Here is a 16,199-nt window from a genome sequence, read left to right as displayed (position 1 = left end):
GATACCGTACGGGTATCGTCGCACCATGGAGCTACGCACGCTGCGCTATTTCGTGGCGGTCGCCGACGAACTCCACTTCGGCCGGGCCGCCGCCAGGCTGCACATGAGTCAACCGCCGCTGAGCCGGGCGATCAAGCAGTTGGAGAACGAGGTCGGTGCCGCGCTGTTCGACCGCTCGCCCTCCGGTGTCTCGCTCACTCCGGTGGGGGCCGTGCTGCTGGACGAGGCGCGGACCCTGCTCGACCAGGCCGACCGGTTGCGCGTACGCGTGGCCGCGGCGGCCGGTACCGCGGCTATCACGGTGGGTTTCCTGGGCGACAGCGCCGACCCGGGTGCGGCCCGGCTTGCCGACGCCTACCGCCGTCGGCACCCGCGGGTCGAGGTCCGCATCCGCGAGACCGACCTGACCGATCCCACCTGCGGCCTGCATGCTGGACTGGTCGACGTGGCCCTGACTCGCGGGCCGTTCGACGAGACCGGTCTGACCGTACGAGAGTTGCGCGCCGACCCGGTGGGCGCGCTGGTGCGCGCGGACGATCCACTGGCCGGGCGGGGCAGCGTGAAGCTGGCCGATCTGGCCGACCGCCGCTGGTTCCTGTTCCCGGAGGGCACCGACCCCGTCTGGCAGTCGTACTGGAACGGCGGGGCAACTCGGGAGGGCCCAGTGGTGCGTGCCGTCCAGGAGTGCAGGCAAGCCGTTCTCTGGAACGGTACGGTCGGCATGACTCTCCTGAACCACCAGCAGGCGAACGGGCTCGCCGTGGTGCCGCTGGTCGACATGCCCCCGAGCCGTGTGGTGGTGGCATGGCACGAGGGCGACACGAATCCGCTGGTTCGCTCGTTCGTCCGGATCGCGATCGCCGCCTATCGCGACGGAGCACCCACCGACCCGTCCTGACCGTTCCCCGGTGAGACCCAGGACCTCTTCCCTGCGGAGGCCCGGACGAGGATGAGCACGTACGCCGCGTAGAGAGGGTCCTCGATCTCCCGTAGCCGGGCGGAGAGGGCCGGTCCTACAGCATGTTCCTGATCGGCCGCGGCATGTCCGGAACAGGCTGATCGAGCAGCTCGTCCACCTCCGAGCGGGTCAGCAGGCGTGACTCCAGCAGCGCGGTGAAGCAGCCGTGCCAGTCCCTCCGCGCCATGGCGGCCCGGCCCAGGGTGTGCAGGGTCTGGCCGGACCACCAGGAGGCCACGGCGTAGCCGATGCGGTATCCGCCTTCGCGCAGGAGCGTGAGCGCCACCCGGTAGGTGTCGGCAGCCTCCTCCAGGCGCCCGGCATGCATGTAGGCGCGGGCCAGGGTCGCGCGGGACAGGCCTTCCCCGTACAGGGTGCCGGTCCACACCGCGGTCGCCTCCTTCGCCTGGGCTATGGCGTCATCGAACCGGCCCTGCCGGTAGAACACGTGCGCGCGGTTGTTGAGGATGGCCCCGCGCGCGTAGCCGTCGCCGATCTCCTCGGCGATGGCCAGGGCCCGTGACAGGTGGGTGTGGGCGAGGTCGAGCCGTCCCAGCATGGTGTTGATGATGCCCAGGTTGTTGAAGGATCCGGCTCTCCGGTGCGGCAGGGCGGCCTTTTCCCAGCACACCGCGGCCCGTTCCAGCTGCTCGATCGCCTGCTCGTGGCGTCCCTGGTCGCGGTAGACCCAGCCCAGGTAGTTGCCCGCCTGCCCCTGACCGGCCCAGTCGCCGCACCGGGCGGCCACCTCGATCGCGTGCAGGTGGACGTCGGCCAGGTGCGTGACCCAGCCGCGGTAGTTGAACGGCATGTGCAGTCCCAGGGCCAGTCCGAGGGCGACGGGCGGGTCGGCGGACTCGATCGCCTGATGGGTCACGGCGAGGAGGTTGTCCCGCTCCGCCTCGGTCCATTCGCCGGCCTCCCGCGCGTCGGCGAGCGCGACGCCGGGCTGCTCCGCCCCGTAATAAGGATTCTGCACCTGGGGGTGCACGAGCTGTGTGGCGGTGTTGACCGTGGCCAGGTAGTGGTGGAACCCGCGGTGGAGCGCGACCGCGCGGTCCGTCTCGGACAGCTCGCCGGCGGCCTGTTCTCGGGCGTACAGGCGGATGAGGTCGTGGAAACGGTACCGGTCGCGGCTCACGGCTTCCAGGAGACGGGTGCCGTGGAGTTGTCGGAGTGCCGCCTCCGCCCGTGGCTCGGGCCAGCCGGCCAGGGCGGCGGTGGCGGCCGGGGTGTGGGTCGGCGTGTCGAGCAGGCCCAGGAGCGGGAGAACGTACGCGGCGTCGTGGCCGCTGGGCTCCTCGCGCAGGTGCCGGTGGCTGACCGCGATGCTGGCGCGTACGGCCAGGTCGTCGTACTGCAGGGTGTCCAGGCGCCGGGTGGCGTCGGCCAGGCGGTCGGCGAGGTCGGCCAGCCGCCAGTCGGGCCGTGCCGCCAAGCGGGCGGCGGCGACCTGGACGGCCAGGGGGAAGCCGCCGCACAGCCCGGCGATCTCCGCGGCGGCCTCCGGCTCGCGCTGGACGCGGTCGGGACCGGCGATCCGGGAGAGCAGCGTGACGGCATCCCGGTCGGCGAGCCCGGCCAGGTGCAGATGACGCACGTCGCCGAGCCCGGTCGGGTGCGGGTGATGGACGTCGTCGAGCGTGGTCAGGGCGGCGCGGCTGGTGATGACGGTCCGGCAGCGCGCGCCCGCCGGGACGAGCGGCCGTACCTGGTGGGCGTCGAGCGCGTTGTCGAGGATGACGAGCAGCTCGCCCGCCGCCGTGAGCGACCGGTAGCGGGCGACCGCGCCCTCCACGTCGGCCGGTACGGCGGAGCCGTCCAGCCCCAGCGACCGCAACAGGTGGCCCAGGCCGTCGAGCACGGGCAGGGGGTGCAGTCCGGGGGTGGCGCCGTTCAGGTCGACGTAGATGACGCCGTCGCGGAACCGTCCGGACATCGTGTGCGCGACGTGAACGGCGAGGGCCGACTTGCCCACGCCGCCGGGCCCGTCGATGACGGCCACGTCCGCGTGCAGCAGCGCCTCACGCAGCCACTTCACCTCCTCCTGCCTGGCGGTGAACGACCGGGTGTCGGCGGGCAGCTCGGCGGGGATGATCGTGCCGGACCGCGCCGGTGCGGCGAGGTCGAGTGCGGGGTCCCTGGTGAGGATGGCGCCCTGCAGCCGGCGCAGCCGCGCGCCCGGTTCGAGGCCGAGCTCCTCGACCAGGGCGGTGTGCCCCTCCTGGTAGACCGCGAGCGCTTCGGCCGGCCGGGCCGCCCGGTAGAGCGCCAGCATGAGCTGGGCGCGCGGTCCCTCCCGCAGCGGGTGGGCCCGCACGTGCGGAGCGAGGTCGGCCACCACCGCGTGATGGTCGCCCGCGGCCAGCCGCAGATCGATGTGGTCCTCGAAGACGGCCAGGCGTTCCTCCTCCAGCCGCCTCGACTCGGCCCGCGCCCACGGGTCGTCCAGCTCGGCCAGGGCGCGCCCCCGCCACAGGGCCAGCGCCTGCCGGAACCGCCCGTCGGCTGTGCCCGTCTCGCCCCGATCGCGGGCCGTCCGTGCCTGGCCGGCCAGCAGCGTGAAGTGGTGTGCGTCGATCCGCGCGCGGGGCAGGTCCAGCAGGTAGCCGCCGGGCACGGTCACGATGGCGCCGGGGGTGAGCACGTCACGCAGCTTCGACACCACGATGTGGAGCTGCTTGCCGGCCGTGGTGGGCGGGGTCTGCCCCCAGACGTCGGCGACGAGCTGACGCGTGGTGACGGGCCTGCCGGCGTCGAGCGCCAGGCGCGTCAGCACGGCGACGCGGCGGCGGCCCGCCAGCCGTACGGGCTGCCCGTCCACCTTGATCTGCCAGGGCCCGAGGAACCCGATCTCCAGTGTCATCAGGGAAGGAGCGTACGAGAGCGCGGTATATCGCCGGTATGTCTCGCGACGGTCCGGCGGCTTTCCTCAGAGATAGGGTGCCCGGCCGGCGCCGACCCTGTTGCCGCCCCTGCCGGTCCAGACGGTCGGCGTCCGGGTGGCGGCGGAGAAGACGTCGCCCACGCCGTCAGAGTCGAGGTCCGGCGTGGCCGGTCCGGTCATCGCGGCGTAGTGCGAGCGCAGTTCCGCTGCCGAGAGTTCGCGGTCGTAGAGCGCGACCTTTCCGATCGCCCCCTTGAAGGAGGACCCTCCGTCGCGGGTGCCGACCCGGACGGGCGCCGGACCGGGTTTGGGCCTGATGACGACCTCGTCGTCCGTGCCGGGGCGGTAGACCAGGTTGTCCGTGCCCGCCGGCACGCCGTCGCGGTAGATCCGGACCTTGCCGTACGCGCCCTCCGAGGTGTCGAACGTGACGGCGTAGTGGATCCACTCGTTGACCTTGACCGGCTGCTGGACGAACGCCCCGGCGCCGAAGCCGCCGTCGAGGTTCCACGCGTAGCCGGAGATGCGGTTGGGCCGGTTCTCCTTGTTCACCTTCGAGTACATGCGACCCGCCCACTCGCGATTGCCGCCGCTGCCCGACTTCGTGCCCTTGCCCATGAAGTGGACGTAGCCGGTGTGGTTTTCGTCGGCGAACTGGAGAGTGTGCGGCCTGATCCACGCCTCCATGGTGAACGCGCCCGTGGTGGAGATGTGGAACGGCTTGGCGGTGGGAACCTCGAAATATCCTGACGAGCCGTCGAAGACGGCGGCGCCGTCCTGGTTGGGCAGGCGGACCGTGCTGGTGACGCCGTGGAAGGTCCCCTTGTGGCCGTTGCCGGTGCGGTCGCTCTCCGTACCGTCTGAGGGGTGCGACAGTCGCCAGTAGGCGACCGGGCGGTGCGAGAGCACCAGCGCGTCGTAGGCGCTCAGGCCGGGGGAGCCCGCCGTGGCCGGATGCGGAAGGCACACCGTCGAGACGCCCAGGGCCGCCGCGGCGAGAATGGTCCGGGTCGTAGGTCTTTGCGCGGCGGCGGAGTAGGAAACGGCGGCATGGCCTCTATCAGGCCTGGCAGGTGGTGAAAAACGATCACGGCGGTACATACTCCCGGCATACCCGTCCCTCGTGCCGTTACGAATCACCCCACGTGAGTGGGCATCATGCGACGGGCAGACATCCTGCGGAAGGCGGGTATGAGCTCCGGTTCACGGTCGCCGTGAAGGCGAGTTCCCGCCGGACCCTTGGCACAGCGACCTCCTACGCTCGTCGAGTCTGCCGAGGTGCAGGTGCCGGGCGTTGTTCAGGGTGGCCAGCGGATCCCGGCTGGTGATCAGGACGCGACAGCCCCGCCCGGCCGGGATGAGCGGGCGGACCTGGCGTACGTCGTGCGCGTTGTCGAGGATGACCAGCAGGTCGCCCGTGGCGGTGAGCGAGCGGTAGCGGGCGGCGGCCTCCTCGGTGCCGGCGGGTACGGCGGCGCCGTCCAGCCCCAGGGAACGCAGCAGGTGGCGGAGCGCTTCGATCGGGGCCAGGGGGGCGAGCCCGGCGGTGGAACCACGCAGGTCGACGTAGATGACGCCATCGGTGAAGCGCTCGGCGACGATATGAGCGACATGTACGGCGAGCGCCGACTTGCCGATGCCGCCGGGCCCGTCGATCACGATGACCGCGGCGTCGCTCGCCAGGTCGGCGCGCAGTCGCTCCACTTCGGCCGTCCGCGCCGTGAACTCCTGGATGTCGGCAGGGAGCCCCGCCGGAGCGGTCGGCATGATCTGCCGCACCTCAGGCAGGTCAAGCACGGGATCCTTGACGAGGATGGCCTGGTGCAGCCGGCGTGCTTCGGCGCCGGGCTCGACGCCCAGCTCACCGACCATGACACGACGCAGGCGCTGGTAGACGTCGAGCGCCTCGGGTGCCCGCCCGTCGCGGTACAAAGCGAGCATGAGCTGGGCGGCGGGACGCTCCCGAAGTGGGTGCCCTCGGACGTGCCCGGCGAGGTCGCCGGCCAGGGCTCGGTGGTCACCCGCGGCCAGGCGCAGCTCGGCATGGTCCTCCAGCACGGTCAGCCGCTCCGCCTCCAGCCGCTCCGCCTCGATCCCCGCCCAGGGAGCGTCCACCTCGGCCAGCGCCGGCCCTCGCCACAGTTCCAACGCGCCGCGGAACAACGCGTCCGCGGTCTCCGCACGGGCGGCGCGGGCCTGCCTGGACAGGCGGGCGAAGGCGTGGACGTCCACCTGATCCCGCTCGACCGCGAGCCGGTAGCCACCGGGAACGGTCTCGATGGCCTCCGCGCCGCCGTGGGCGGCGAACGCCTCGCGCAGCTTCGAGACCACGATGTGCAACTGCTTGGCGGCGGTGGCGGCGGAGCTGCTCGCCCACACGTCGGAGAGAAGCAGCTCGGCGGGTACGGCCTGTCCCGCGTTCAGGGCGAGCCGGACCAGCACGCCGATCCGTCGCTCTCCGACGATCTTGACCGTGTCGCCGTCGGCCTCGACCTCCAGCGGGCCGAGCAACCTGATCTCCAGCCTCAAGCGAAGCTCCCGTCGTCAGCGGAGATCCGGAATTCTAACGATCCGGCGGATTTTCTCGCTGGCGGGTTTCGGCAATCAGCGGGGCGATCTTCCGTACCTCGCACGCGGTATGCAGCGGGTATGCCCCGGCTGTCACGAGCGGCAGCCGGGGCTGGATGGTCACCGGGAAGTCAGCCGCTCACCCCACGTACGGCGGGGTGCGCTTGAGCTCCATGCGGGCGATGGTGCGGCGGTGGACGGCGTCGGGGCCGTCGACGATGCGCAGAGCCCTGGCCCAGGCGTAGAAGTACGCCAGTGGGGTGTCGTCGGAGATGCCCGCGCCGCCGAACAGCTCGATGGCGCGGTCGATGACGGCGCAGGCCATGGCGGGGGCGGCGACCTTGATGGCGGCGATCTCCTTGCGGGCGCCCTTGGCGCCGTGCTGGTCGATCTTCCAGGCGGCGTCGTAGACGAGCAGCCGGGCCTGGTCGATGTCGATGCGGGACTGGGCGATGGCGTCCTGCACGTTGGCGTGGTCGGCGAGGTGCTTGCCGAACGCGACCCGGCTCTTGGCCCGGTCGGCCATGAGGGCGAGGGCCCGCTCGGCCATGCCGATGGCGCGCATGGCGTGGTGGATGCGGCCCGGCCCCAGGCGGGCCTGGGAGATCATGAAGCCGTCGCCCTCGCCCGAGAGCAGGTTGGCCGCCGGGACGCGGACGTCGCGGAAGACGATCTCGGAGTGGCCGTGCTGGTCCTGGTAGCCGAAGAGCGGCAGGTGCCGCTCGATCGTGAGGCCCGGGGTGTCGCGGGGGACCAGCACCATCGACTGCTGGCGGTACGTCTCCGCGTCGGGGTCGGTCTTGCCCATCACGATGAAGATCTCGCAGCGAGCGTCGGCCACGCCGGTGATGAACCACTTTCGGCCGTTGATGACGTATTCGTCGCCGTCGCGGACGATCCGGGTCTGGATGTTGGTGGCGTCGGAGCTGGCGACGTCGGGCTCGGTCATCGCGAACGCCGAGCGGATCCGCCCTTCCAGGAGTGGTTCGAGCCACCGCTCACGCTGTTCGGGGGTGGCGAACAGTTCGAGGGTCTCCATGTTGCCGGTGTCGGGCGCCTGGCAGTTGATCGCCTCGGGGGCGAGCACCGGAGACCAGCCGGAGATCTCGGCGACGGCGGCGTACTCCACGTTGGAGAGCCCCGAGAGCTTGGGCAGGAAGAGGTTCCACAGGCCGCGGCGCCGCGCCTCCGCCTTGAGGTCCTCCATCACCGGCGGGTGCTCGTGCGGCCCGTGCTCGGCGAGGTACGCCGCCCACACGGGCTCGGCCGGGAACACGTGGGACCGCATGAAGTCCCACATCTCGTCGCAGGTCCGCTGAGCCTTGGAAGAGAGAGCGAAGTCCATGTCAGTGCTCCTTCAGGTGGTCGAGCCCTTCGGCGCCCAGCCGGAGGACGAGGTCGTCGAGGTCGCCGAAGTCCTGGCCGCCCATCGCGCCGGCCTTGGAGCGCGCGGCGACGCCCTGGACGATGACGGCGAACTTGAAGTGGGCGAACGCCTGGTACCACGTCAGGTCGGCGAGGTCGACGCCCGCCGCGGTGGCGTAGCGGTCGAGCATCTCGGCGCGGGTGGGGAAGCCCGGCAGGTGCGAGACGCCCGGGACCAGGCTGAGGCCGTCGTCGCCGGCTTCACGCCAGTAGAGCATCAGCAGGGCGACGTCGCTCATGGGGTCGCCGAGCGTCGAGAGCTCCCAGTCGAGGACGGCGTTGATCCGTGCCGGGTCGCCGGCGTCGTACACGACGTTGTCGGTGCGGAAGTCGCCGTGGACGATCGTGGCGCGCTGCTGCTGCGGCACGTCGGCGGCCAGGCGCCGGGCCAGCTCTTCCATCTCGGGGACCTCGTGGGTGTGGCTCTTGTCCCACTGGCCGGACCAGCGGCGGACCTGACGCGCCATGAAACCCTCGGGGCGGCCGTAGTCGCCGAGGCCGACCGCGTCGTAGTCGACGGCGTGCAGGGCGGCCAGCGTGTCGGCGAGCGCGAACGACATCGCCCGCCGCTCCTCGGGCGTCTCCGCCCAGCCGTCGGGCGTCCGGTCGCGGACGACGTGTCCGGGGACCTTCTCCATCACGTAGAACTGGACGCCGATCAGGTCGCCCTCGTCGACCAGCACGATGCGGGGCACCGGCACGTCCGTCTCGGCGAGCCCGCGCTGGACCCTGGCCTCCCGGGCCATGTCGTGGGCGCTCGGCAGTAGGTGTCCTGTCGGCGGCCGGCGCAGGACGAGCTCGCCGGCGTCGCTGCGCAGGGTGAAGGTCAGATTGCTCTTCCCGCCGATGATCAGCTCTGCGGTGCAGGAGCGCCAGCGGTCGTCCTCGGTGGCCTCGGCCAGGGCCGGCGCGAGCCGGTCGAGACCGGTCAGGGCGGCGGGGTCGATGCTGCTCATGAGCGCATGGTACCGAACGTGCGTTCAGTCGCCAAAGGCGGGGTCCCTCAGTGAGCGAACACCCTTAACCAGCGCAATCGGCGGGCGTGGTGGAGTAGTGTGTTCGGTATGGCTGAACACACACCAGGCGCCGCCATCCGGGCCGCGCGCCTCGCGCGTGGGCTGAGCCTGCGTGCGCTGGCGGCGCGCGTCGGCGTCAGCCCGGCGACGATGAGCGCTCTAGAGACCGGGCGCACCCCGCTGACGGTCGACCGGCTGGGCGAGGTGGCCCAGGTCCTGGACGTTCCGGCGGCGAGGCTGCTGGGCGGTGACCCGGTGCGGGTGCCGGAGCCCGCCGCGGCCGGCCCCGGGGGAGACGACTGGCGGGCCTTCGGGGCGTTGGGGCTCGACCCGGCGCTGGCCGCGGCGCTGCGGGTCTTCGTCGCCCGTGGATACCACGCGGCCACGATGCGCGAGGTGGCCGCCGAGGCCGGGCTGAGCGTGGCCGGCGTCTACCACCACTACACGAGCAAGCAGGACATGCTGGTGCGGCTGCTCGACCTGACCATGGCCGACATCCGGTGGCGGCTGATCGCCGCGCGCGACGAGACGGCCGACGGGGAAGGGGGCGAGCTCGGACGGTTCGCGCGGATGGTCGAGGCGCTGGCGCTGTTCCACGCGCTCCGCGCCGACCTGGCCTTTCTCGGCGCGAGCGAGATGCGCAGCCTCGCCCCGGCGGAGCGCGCCCGGATCACCGCGCTCCGCGACGAGGTGCAGCACCTCCTCGACGAGCAGGCGCGGAGGGCGGTGGCCGTGGACGGCGGGGCACCGGCGGACGTGCGGACCGCGACCCGCGCCGTCGCGACCATGTGTACCTCGCTGCCGTCGTGGTTCCGCCCCGACGGCCCGCTGTCGGCGGAGCAGGTGGCCCGGCGGTACGCCGACTACGCGGTCGCGCTGCTGCGGGCCGGCTGACCCCGCCGCGCCGCTCAGGCGGTCCCTCCGGCGACCAGCAGACCGCCGTCGAGGGTGAGGATCTGGCCGGTCACCCAAGCGGCGTCGTCCGACACCAGGTACGCGACGGCGCCGGCGACGTCCTCGGGGGCGCCGAGCCGCTTCATCGGGTACCGCGCGACGGTCTCCGCCTCCTTGCCCTCGTACAGGGCACGGGAGAACCGTGTCTTGATCACCGCCGGCGAGACGGCGTTGACGCGTACGTCCGGCCCGAGCTCGGCGGCGAGGGTCCGGGTGAGGTGGGAGACGGCGGCCTTGGAGATGCCGTACATCCCGATCCCCTCCGACGGCACGTCCCCGGTCACCGAGGTCACGTTGACCACACAGCCCACGCCGTGGGGGACGGCCTCCTGGGTCCAGGCGAGGGTGCCCAGGACGTTGACCTCCATGATCTTGCGGGCGACGTCCAGGTCGAGGTCCGTGAGCGGACCGTACGCCGGGTTGATGCCCGCGTTGTTGACCAGGACGTCGAGCCGGCCCCACTCGGCCAGCACGCGCGAGAACACCTCGGACCGGTGCTCCGGGTCGTCGGCCCGGCCGGCCACGGTCAGCACCGAGCCTTCCGGGAAGGACGCCGCCGCCTCCTCCAGCGGCTCCGGCTTCCGGGCCGTGACGCACACCCGGGCGCCCTCGGCGACGAGCCGTTCGGCGATGGCCAGGCCGATCCCCCGGCTGGCCCCGGTCACGATCGCGACGCGCCCCGCCAGGCGCGGCGACCCGGTCACTGGCCGGCCCCCGGCCCGTCGCCGTCCCGCAGGACGTTGCGCCGGATCTTCCCCGTCTGCGTCTTGGGCAGGTCGGGTACGAGGTGGATCTCGCGCGGGCACTTGTAGGCCGCCAGCCGCCCCCGGGTGAAAGCGATCAGTTCCTTCTCCTCGGCCGACTCGCCGGCCTTGAGTGACACGTATGCCACGACGGTCTCCCCTCGATAGTCATCCGGCCGTCCGACGACCGCCACCTCGTGCACCGCCGGGTGGGCGTAGAGCGCGTCCTCGACCTCGCGCGGCCAGACCTTGTAGCCGGAGGTGTTGATCTGGTCCTTGAGCCGGTCGACCAGGTAGACCCAGCCCGCCGCGTCCATGATCGCCCCGTCGCCGGTGTGCAGCCATCCGCCGGGCATCGTCGAGGCGGTCGCCTCGGGCTTGCGCCAGTAGCCGGGCACCACCTGCGGCCCGCGCAGCGCCAGCTCGCCCTGCTCGCCCGGTCCGACCGGCTCGTCGGCGGCGTTCACGACCCGCGCGTCCAGGCCGGGCAGCGGCACGCCGATGGAGAGCGTCCCGCTCGCCTCGTCGACCGGCGCCTCCGCGCCCAGCGGCACGGCGATCACCCCCGAGGACGTCTCGGTCATCCCGTAGACGTTGTGGATGTAGACGCCGAACCGCTCCCGGAACCGCTCGATGGTCGACGGCGGGATCGGGGCGCCGCCGCTGTAGACCGACTTCATCGACGCGAAATGCTCCCGCGAGGCGTGCGGCAGTTGGTAGATCGCGTTGAACGCGGTGATCGACCCGATGGTGAAGGTCACCTGGTGCTCGACGAAGGCGTCGATCGCCACCTCGGGACGGAACCGGCCGGTCAGGACGAGTACGGCGTCGTGCATCATCGCGATGACCGCGTTGATGACCGAGCCGGTGATGTGGAACAGCGGCGCCATCGCGTACACCGCGTCGCCGGGCCGGAGGCCGACCCACGTGGCGAAGCCGGCGGCGACGGAGAGCACGTTGCCGTGCGTGTTCATCGCGCCCTTGGGCGGCCCGGTCGTGCCGGAGGTGTACGTCAGAAGCGCGACGTCGTCCGGTGTCAGCTCCGGCGACTCCACGACGTCGCCCCGGAACCGCTCGATCAGCTCCTCCAGGTCACCGTGCGAGGCGGGCGCCTTCCGTTCGGTTTCACCGAACACCCGGGGGTCGTCGCGGGTCTGGAAGGCGAGCGGAGAGGTGCTCACCGTCCAGCGCACCGAGCTGCCGGACAGGGTCTCGGAGACCTGCGGCACGTCGGCGTCGGCGCAGACGATCCCGACCGCGCCGGAGTCGTCGATCAGGCGCCGCAGCTCCTGGCCGCGGTACATCGGGTTGAGCACCAGCGCCGTCGCCCCGAGCTTCCACAGGGCGAGGAACGAGAGGGCGAACTGCGGGATGTTCTGCAAGTAGATCCCCACCCGGTCGCCGTGCCGGGTGCCGAGGGAGCGGTACGCGGCCGCGAGGGCGTCACTGGCCTCGTCGGCCTCCCGGACGGTCATGGCGCCGTCGAAGTACGCGAGCGCGCGGGCGTCCGGCTCCCGTCGCACCCGCTCGCGCCACGCCTCGGCGAGCGAGGTGTGGCTGACGGGCCGGGCGTCCGTCACCGCCTGTGGGTAGAGCGCCGTCCAGCGTCTCTCGTTCATCCCGCTACCTCCCCGGTCTGCGATGGAGACTGAGTGATCGTTCGGTCGGTGTTAGGTATACAGGTTGGCCCGGTGCGTACCGGGACCGGGGGGCGGGTGCGCCCCCCGGGAGAGCTAGGCGGACGGGCGGAGCAGCCGCACGATGTGGGCCACCCGCTTCTCCTGGAACGCCTGCGCCCAGGCCCGCTGTCCCATGCCGGCCACGATGGTCGCGTCGTGCTCAAGAGGGAAGTAGCACATCCCGATCAGGCTCAGGAAGAGCTGCTCGGGGGCTTCGTCCGCCTCCACCACGCCGGCCTGTGCCATGATCCTGATCATCCGGTCGGCGAATCGCTGGGAGTGCCGCGGCTGCCCCTCGCGCCGGCCGACGCGTTCGAGCGCGTCGCGCGTGAGCAGAGAGACGAAGGTCGGGTTGTCGAGCAGGAAGTCGACATAGCCGCCGATCAGCCGGCGCAGCGCCGCCTCCCCGTCGCCGGGCGACGCCTCCAGGAGCTGCTCGGCTTCGGTCGCCACCAACTCGAGCGCCGCGTCGCGCCGCTCGAAGACCCGCTGCAGCACCTCGTGGTAGAGGTCCTCCTTGGAGCCGAAGAAGTAGCCCGGCAGCCCGACCGAGACATAGGCCCGTTCGGCGATCGCCGCCAGCGAGGCGCCCTGGAAGCCTAAGTCGGCGAAGAGTTGCTCCGCGGCGTCGAGGATCGCGATCCGTGACCGCTCGGCGTCGCGGACCTTCCGGGCACGCTTCGCAGGTGGCCCTGCCACCGGCGTCTGCCGTGTCGTCTTCATCCCTGTCCTCGTGGTCGTGTGCTTCCCCGTGAGGTGCCCGTCGCGCCCTCGGCGGTTACGGGGGACCTTGTGCCGCCCAGCCTAAGGCTCACGAGTGTCGCCGGGCTTGTTTCGGGCGAAAACTATTTGCACATACAGTTAGTACTACCGCAATCGGAATTTCTCGGCTAGTGTCCAGCGCACAGACGCGGAGGCGAGCCCCCCAAACGTTTTTCGCTGCTATTTGATCGTTCAGTTCCACTACGGGCTGGTTGAGTGTTCAGTTCCAGGACGACGGTCGTCTCACCCGAGCAGATGCCTGCACGGCCCCCTGAGGAGGATCGAGTTGTTCACCATTGAGCCGCTGGTCGTGGCTTACGGTCCGCACCGAGAGAAGAGTCGCTTCACCTACATGCACAACGCGGGTGTCGCGATCGACGTCCCCTACGTCGCCTGGCTGATCCGCAAGCCCGGTTTCGCCGCCCTCATCGACGTCGGCTGCAGCGCGGACGACTACAACCAGCACATCCGCCCGGTCGACAGGGAACTCGTGCACGTCGGCCAGGTCTTCGCCGACGTCGTCGACGTCAAGCCGATCGAGTCCCACCTGCGCGAGCGCGGGATGAAGGCCTCCGACATCGACGTCACGGTCCTGACGCACCTGGACTGGGACCACTGCATGACCATGGAGCCGTTCCGCGACAGCGAGATCTTCGTCCAGCGCGCCGAGTGGGACAACACCCCTTCTCACGAGATGTTCGCGACGTCGTTCGCCCCGGCCGAGCACTACCAGCGCATCGAGGACATGGGCCTGACCAAGCTCGACGGCGACCACCAGATCACCGAGGGCTTCGACCTCATCCTCACCCCTGGCCACACCCAAGGCGGCCAGTCGGCGATCGTCAAGACCTCCGAAGGCACCTACGTCATCGCCGGGATGTGCGTGCTCAAGGAGAACTTCTACCCCTCGGAAGAGGAGTCGGAGCACTTCAAGGTGATCCCCCCCGGCGGACACACCGACCTGTTCGAGGCCTACGACCAGATGGTCCGCATCAAGGAGATCGGCGGCGACAACGTGCTGCCGCTCCACATGAGCGAGGCGTTCGACATGGGTCGCATCGGGACCCTCCCCGAGTGATCCGTCTTTAGCCACCCATCGGGAGCCGTGGAGCGGCTCCCGGATCAAGGAGATCCGATGAGGAAGAAGATCCTCGCGTTGCTGGCCGGTTCGGCCCTCCTCGCCTCGTCTGCCTGCGGTCTGGGCAGCTCCGGGGCCGGCGGCGGTGACGACACTATCACGATCGGGACCCTGTTCTCCGTCTCGGGGGCTGGCGCGAAGCTGGGCGACAAGATGCGCAAGGGTGCCGAGCTGGCCGTGGAGCAGGTCAACAGCCAGGGCGGCATCGACGGCAAGAAGATCAAGTGGGTCTTCTACGACCCCGCCGGCGACACCTCCACCGCCGTGCAGCAGACCAACCGCATGCTCGACAGCGACGGCGTGGAACTCGTCGTCGGCGGCGGCGGCTCGTCGGGCATCGCGCTGGCGATGGACCCCATCACCAGCGGCAAGGGCATCACCTTCATCGCCACCGAGGGAGCCCGTCAGATCGTGGAGCCGGCGGCGGAGCACCGGCTGACTTTCAAGACCACGTTCAACGACACGGTGATGATCGAGAAGCTGATCGAGTACTGGAAGGCGAAGGACGTGACCAGGGTCGCGTTCATGCCGGACACCTCCAGCTTCGGGCAGTCGGCCCAGGAGGAGCTCGAGCGGCTCGCCCCCGAGGCCGGCATCAAGGTGTTCACCGCGGCCTTCGACCCGGCCGCCAACGACCTCACCCCCCAGGTCAAGCGGCTCGCCGGGAACGACCCGCAGGCCTACCTGGCCTGGACCATCCAGCCCTCCGGCGTGACGTTCCTCAAGAACGTGCGCAGCGTGCTCGCCGACCGTGACGTCATGGTGATGCACGGCTTCGGCTTCGTCGACGACCGCTACATGCAGCAGGCCGGCGCGGCGGCCGAGGGCACGATCCTGGTCTCGCCGAAGCTGCCGATCTGGGACAAGACCGACGACAGCGACCAGCAGAAGGCGGCGATGGAGGACTTCGCCACCAGCTACGCCGAGAAGTACGCCGGGGAGCAGCCGAACGTCTACGCGGGCCAGGCCTACGACGCGATGATGGTGGCGGTCGAGGCGCTGCGCGCGACCGGCGGCGACCCCGACGGCGAGAAGGTCGCCAAGGCGATCGAGGGCCTCGGGTCCCACGTGGGCGTGACCGGCGTCTTCAAGTTCACCCCGGACGACCACAGCGGGCTGACCGCCGACGACGTCGCCGTCGTCCAGTGGGACGGTTCGCGATTCGTCCCGGCGGAGTGAGCCATGGATCTTTTCATCCAGGTCCTGCTCTCGGGGCTCAGCGTGGGCGCGATCTACGCGATCGTCGCCCTGGGCTTCGGCGTCATCTTCAACGCCACCGGAGCCATCAACTTCGTCCAGGGTGAGTACGTCATGGTCGGCGGACTCAGCGCCGCCATGCTCTACGAGGCGTGGGACGTCCCGATCTTCGTCGCGATCCTGGTCGCGATCGCGGTGACCACCGTGCTCGGGCTGCTGACGGAGATGGGGCTGCTCGGCTTCGGCCGCCTCCGGACGCCGGCCGCCATCACGATCGCCACGATCGCCATCGCGGTGATCGTCAAGGGCGCCGCGATGCTGATCTCGGTCCGCGACACCTATGCGCTGCCCTCGGTGCTCGGTTCGGAGTCGCTGCGGATCCTGGGCGCCTCGACCAGCCGGCAGACGATTCTCAACCTCGTCCTTGCCGTACTGGTCGTGGTCGCGCTGACGCTGTTCTTCCGGCGGACCAAGCTCGGCACCACCCTGCGCGCCGCCGCCGGAGACTCCGAGACGCTGCAGACGTTCGGCGTCTCCTACCGCACCACCGCCCGCTGGGCGTTCGTCATCGCGGCGGCCCTCGGCGCCGTGGCCGGCGCGGGCCTGGCCCCGCTGACCGTGATGTCGTTCGACTCCGGCACCCTGCTGGGTCTCAAGGGCTTCGCCGCGGCGATGCTCGGCGGCCTCGGCAACCCGCAGGGCGCGCTGGCGGGCGGCCTGCTGCTCGGCGTCGCCGAGGCGGTCGTGGCGGGGTACGGAACGTCGGCGTACGCGGACGTGGTCGCCTTCGTAGTGCTGCTCGCGATCCTGACCTTCAAGCCGACCGGCATGTTCGGCACGGCCCGGGCGGTGCGCACATGAGCAGTCGTCTC

The 16,199-nt window shown here is 70.9% G+C and carries 13 protein-coding genes; 5 read left to right on the top strand and 8 right to left on the bottom strand.

The window, feature by feature from the left end; all coding sequences use genetic code 11:
* The first annotated feature begins 25 nt into the window (after positions 1–25).
* On the top strand, positions 26–898 hold the full coding sequence (locus AB0K05_RS24695) for a LysR substrate-binding domain-containing protein (RefSeq protein ID WP_364231904.1): 873 nt from the start codon (positions 26–28) through the stop codon (positions 896–898).
* Between the two features lie 115 nt (positions 899–1,013).
* Here AB0K05_RS24695 and AB0K05_RS24690 read toward each other — a convergent pair whose 3' ends face one another.
* From AB0K05_RS24690 to AB0K05_RS24670, 5 genes are all read right to left on the bottom strand, one after another.
* Positions 1,014–3,824, bottom strand: coding sequence for a BTAD domain-containing putative transcriptional regulator (locus AB0K05_RS24690; protein WP_271276637.1), 2,811 nt, complete (start codon positions 3,822–3,824; stop codon positions 1,014–1,016).
* A gap of 66 nt (positions 3,825–3,890) precedes the next feature.
* Complete coding sequence (locus tag AB0K05_RS24685; RefSeq protein WP_271276638.1) at positions 3,891–4,814, bottom strand: LamG domain-containing protein; 924 nt, start codon at positions 4,812–4,814, stop codon at positions 3,891–3,893.
* Positions 4,815–5,048: 234 nt separating this feature from the next.
* Positions 5,049–6,374 (bottom strand): BTAD domain-containing putative transcriptional regulator, encoded by a 1,326-nt coding sequence (locus AB0K05_RS24680; RefSeq protein ID WP_364231901.1) that lies wholly within the window; start codon positions 6,372–6,374, stop codon positions 5,049–5,051.
* 178 nt (positions 6,375–6,552) lie between these two features.
* A complete protein-coding gene (locus AB0K05_RS24675; protein WP_148036157.1) occupies positions 6,553–7,758 on the bottom strand; it encodes an acyl-CoA dehydrogenase family protein in 1,206 nt (401 codons plus the stop codon).
* Position 7,759: 1 nt separating this feature from the next.
* The gene (locus AB0K05_RS24670) at positions 7,760–8,794 is read right to left on the bottom strand and encodes a phosphotransferase family protein (protein ID WP_271276641.1); all 1,035 of its coding nucleotides are present in this window, start codon (positions 8,792–8,794) and stop codon (positions 7,760–7,762) included.
* Positions 8,795–8,902: 108 nt separating this feature from the next.
* Here AB0K05_RS24670 and AB0K05_RS24665 point away from each other — a divergent pair, with 108 nt between their 5' ends.
* Complete coding sequence (locus tag AB0K05_RS24665; RefSeq protein ID WP_364231898.1) at positions 8,903–9,748, top strand: TetR family transcriptional regulator; 846 nt, start codon at positions 8,903–8,905, stop codon at positions 9,746–9,748.
* Between the two features lie 14 nt (positions 9,749–9,762).
* Here the strand turns inward: AB0K05_RS24665 and AB0K05_RS24660 are convergent, their stop codons facing one another.
* The 3 genes from AB0K05_RS24660 to AB0K05_RS24650 all read right to left on the bottom strand — a co-directional run bounded on the left by AB0K05_RS24660 (position 9,763) and on the right by AB0K05_RS24650 (position 12,953).
* Positions 9,763–10,512 carry an SDR family oxidoreductase gene (locus tag AB0K05_RS24660; protein WP_271276643.1) on the bottom strand — a complete coding sequence of 250 codons (750 nt, stop codon included), beginning with the start codon at positions 10,510–10,512 and terminating at the stop codon, positions 9,763–9,765.
* Positions 10,509–12,170 (bottom strand): AMP-binding protein, encoded by a 1,662-nt coding sequence (locus AB0K05_RS24655; protein ID WP_271276644.1) that lies wholly within the window; start codon positions 12,168–12,170, stop codon positions 10,509–10,511. The genes AB0K05_RS24660 and AB0K05_RS24655 overlap by 4 nt, the downstream gene beginning before the upstream one ends.
* Positions 12,171–12,284: 114 nt before the next feature.
* Positions 12,285–12,953, bottom strand: a complete 669-nt coding sequence (locus AB0K05_RS24650; protein WP_148036161.1) for a TetR family transcriptional regulator — start codon at positions 12,951–12,953, stop codon at positions 12,285–12,287.
* Positions 12,954–13,278: 325 nt separating this feature from the next.
* On the opposite strand from AB0K05_RS24650, the gene AB0K05_RS24645 reads away from it, so the two are divergent.
* From AB0K05_RS24645 to AB0K05_RS24635, 3 genes are read left to right on the top strand one after another with little or no spacing between them, the layout of a single operon-like run.
* Entirely contained in the window at positions 13,279–14,070 is a 792-nt protein-coding gene (locus AB0K05_RS24645; RefSeq protein WP_364231893.1) for an MBL fold metallo-hydrolase, read from the top strand.
* Between the two features lie 57 nt (positions 14,071–14,127).
* Positions 14,128–15,309: an ABC transporter substrate-binding protein gene (locus tag AB0K05_RS24640; RefSeq protein ID WP_271276646.1), complete on the top strand. Its 1,182-nt coding sequence runs from the start codon at positions 14,128–14,130 to the stop codon at positions 15,307–15,309.
* Between the two features lie 3 nt (positions 15,310–15,312).
* Positions 15,313–16,188, top strand: a complete 876-nt coding sequence (locus AB0K05_RS24635; RefSeq protein ID WP_148036164.1) for a branched-chain amino acid ABC transporter permease — start codon at positions 15,313–15,315, stop codon at positions 16,186–16,188.
* Positions 16,189–16,199: the final 11 nt, after the last annotated feature.

The sequence above is a fragment of the Nonomuraea sp. NPDC049486 genome, assembly GCF_040676925.1.
In the GTDB taxonomy this organism is placed as follows: Bacteria; Actinomycetota; Actinomycetes; order Streptosporangiales; family Streptosporangiaceae; genus Nonomuraea; species Nonomuraea ferruginea.
This window is presented reverse-complemented; position numbering and strand designations above follow the sequence as displayed.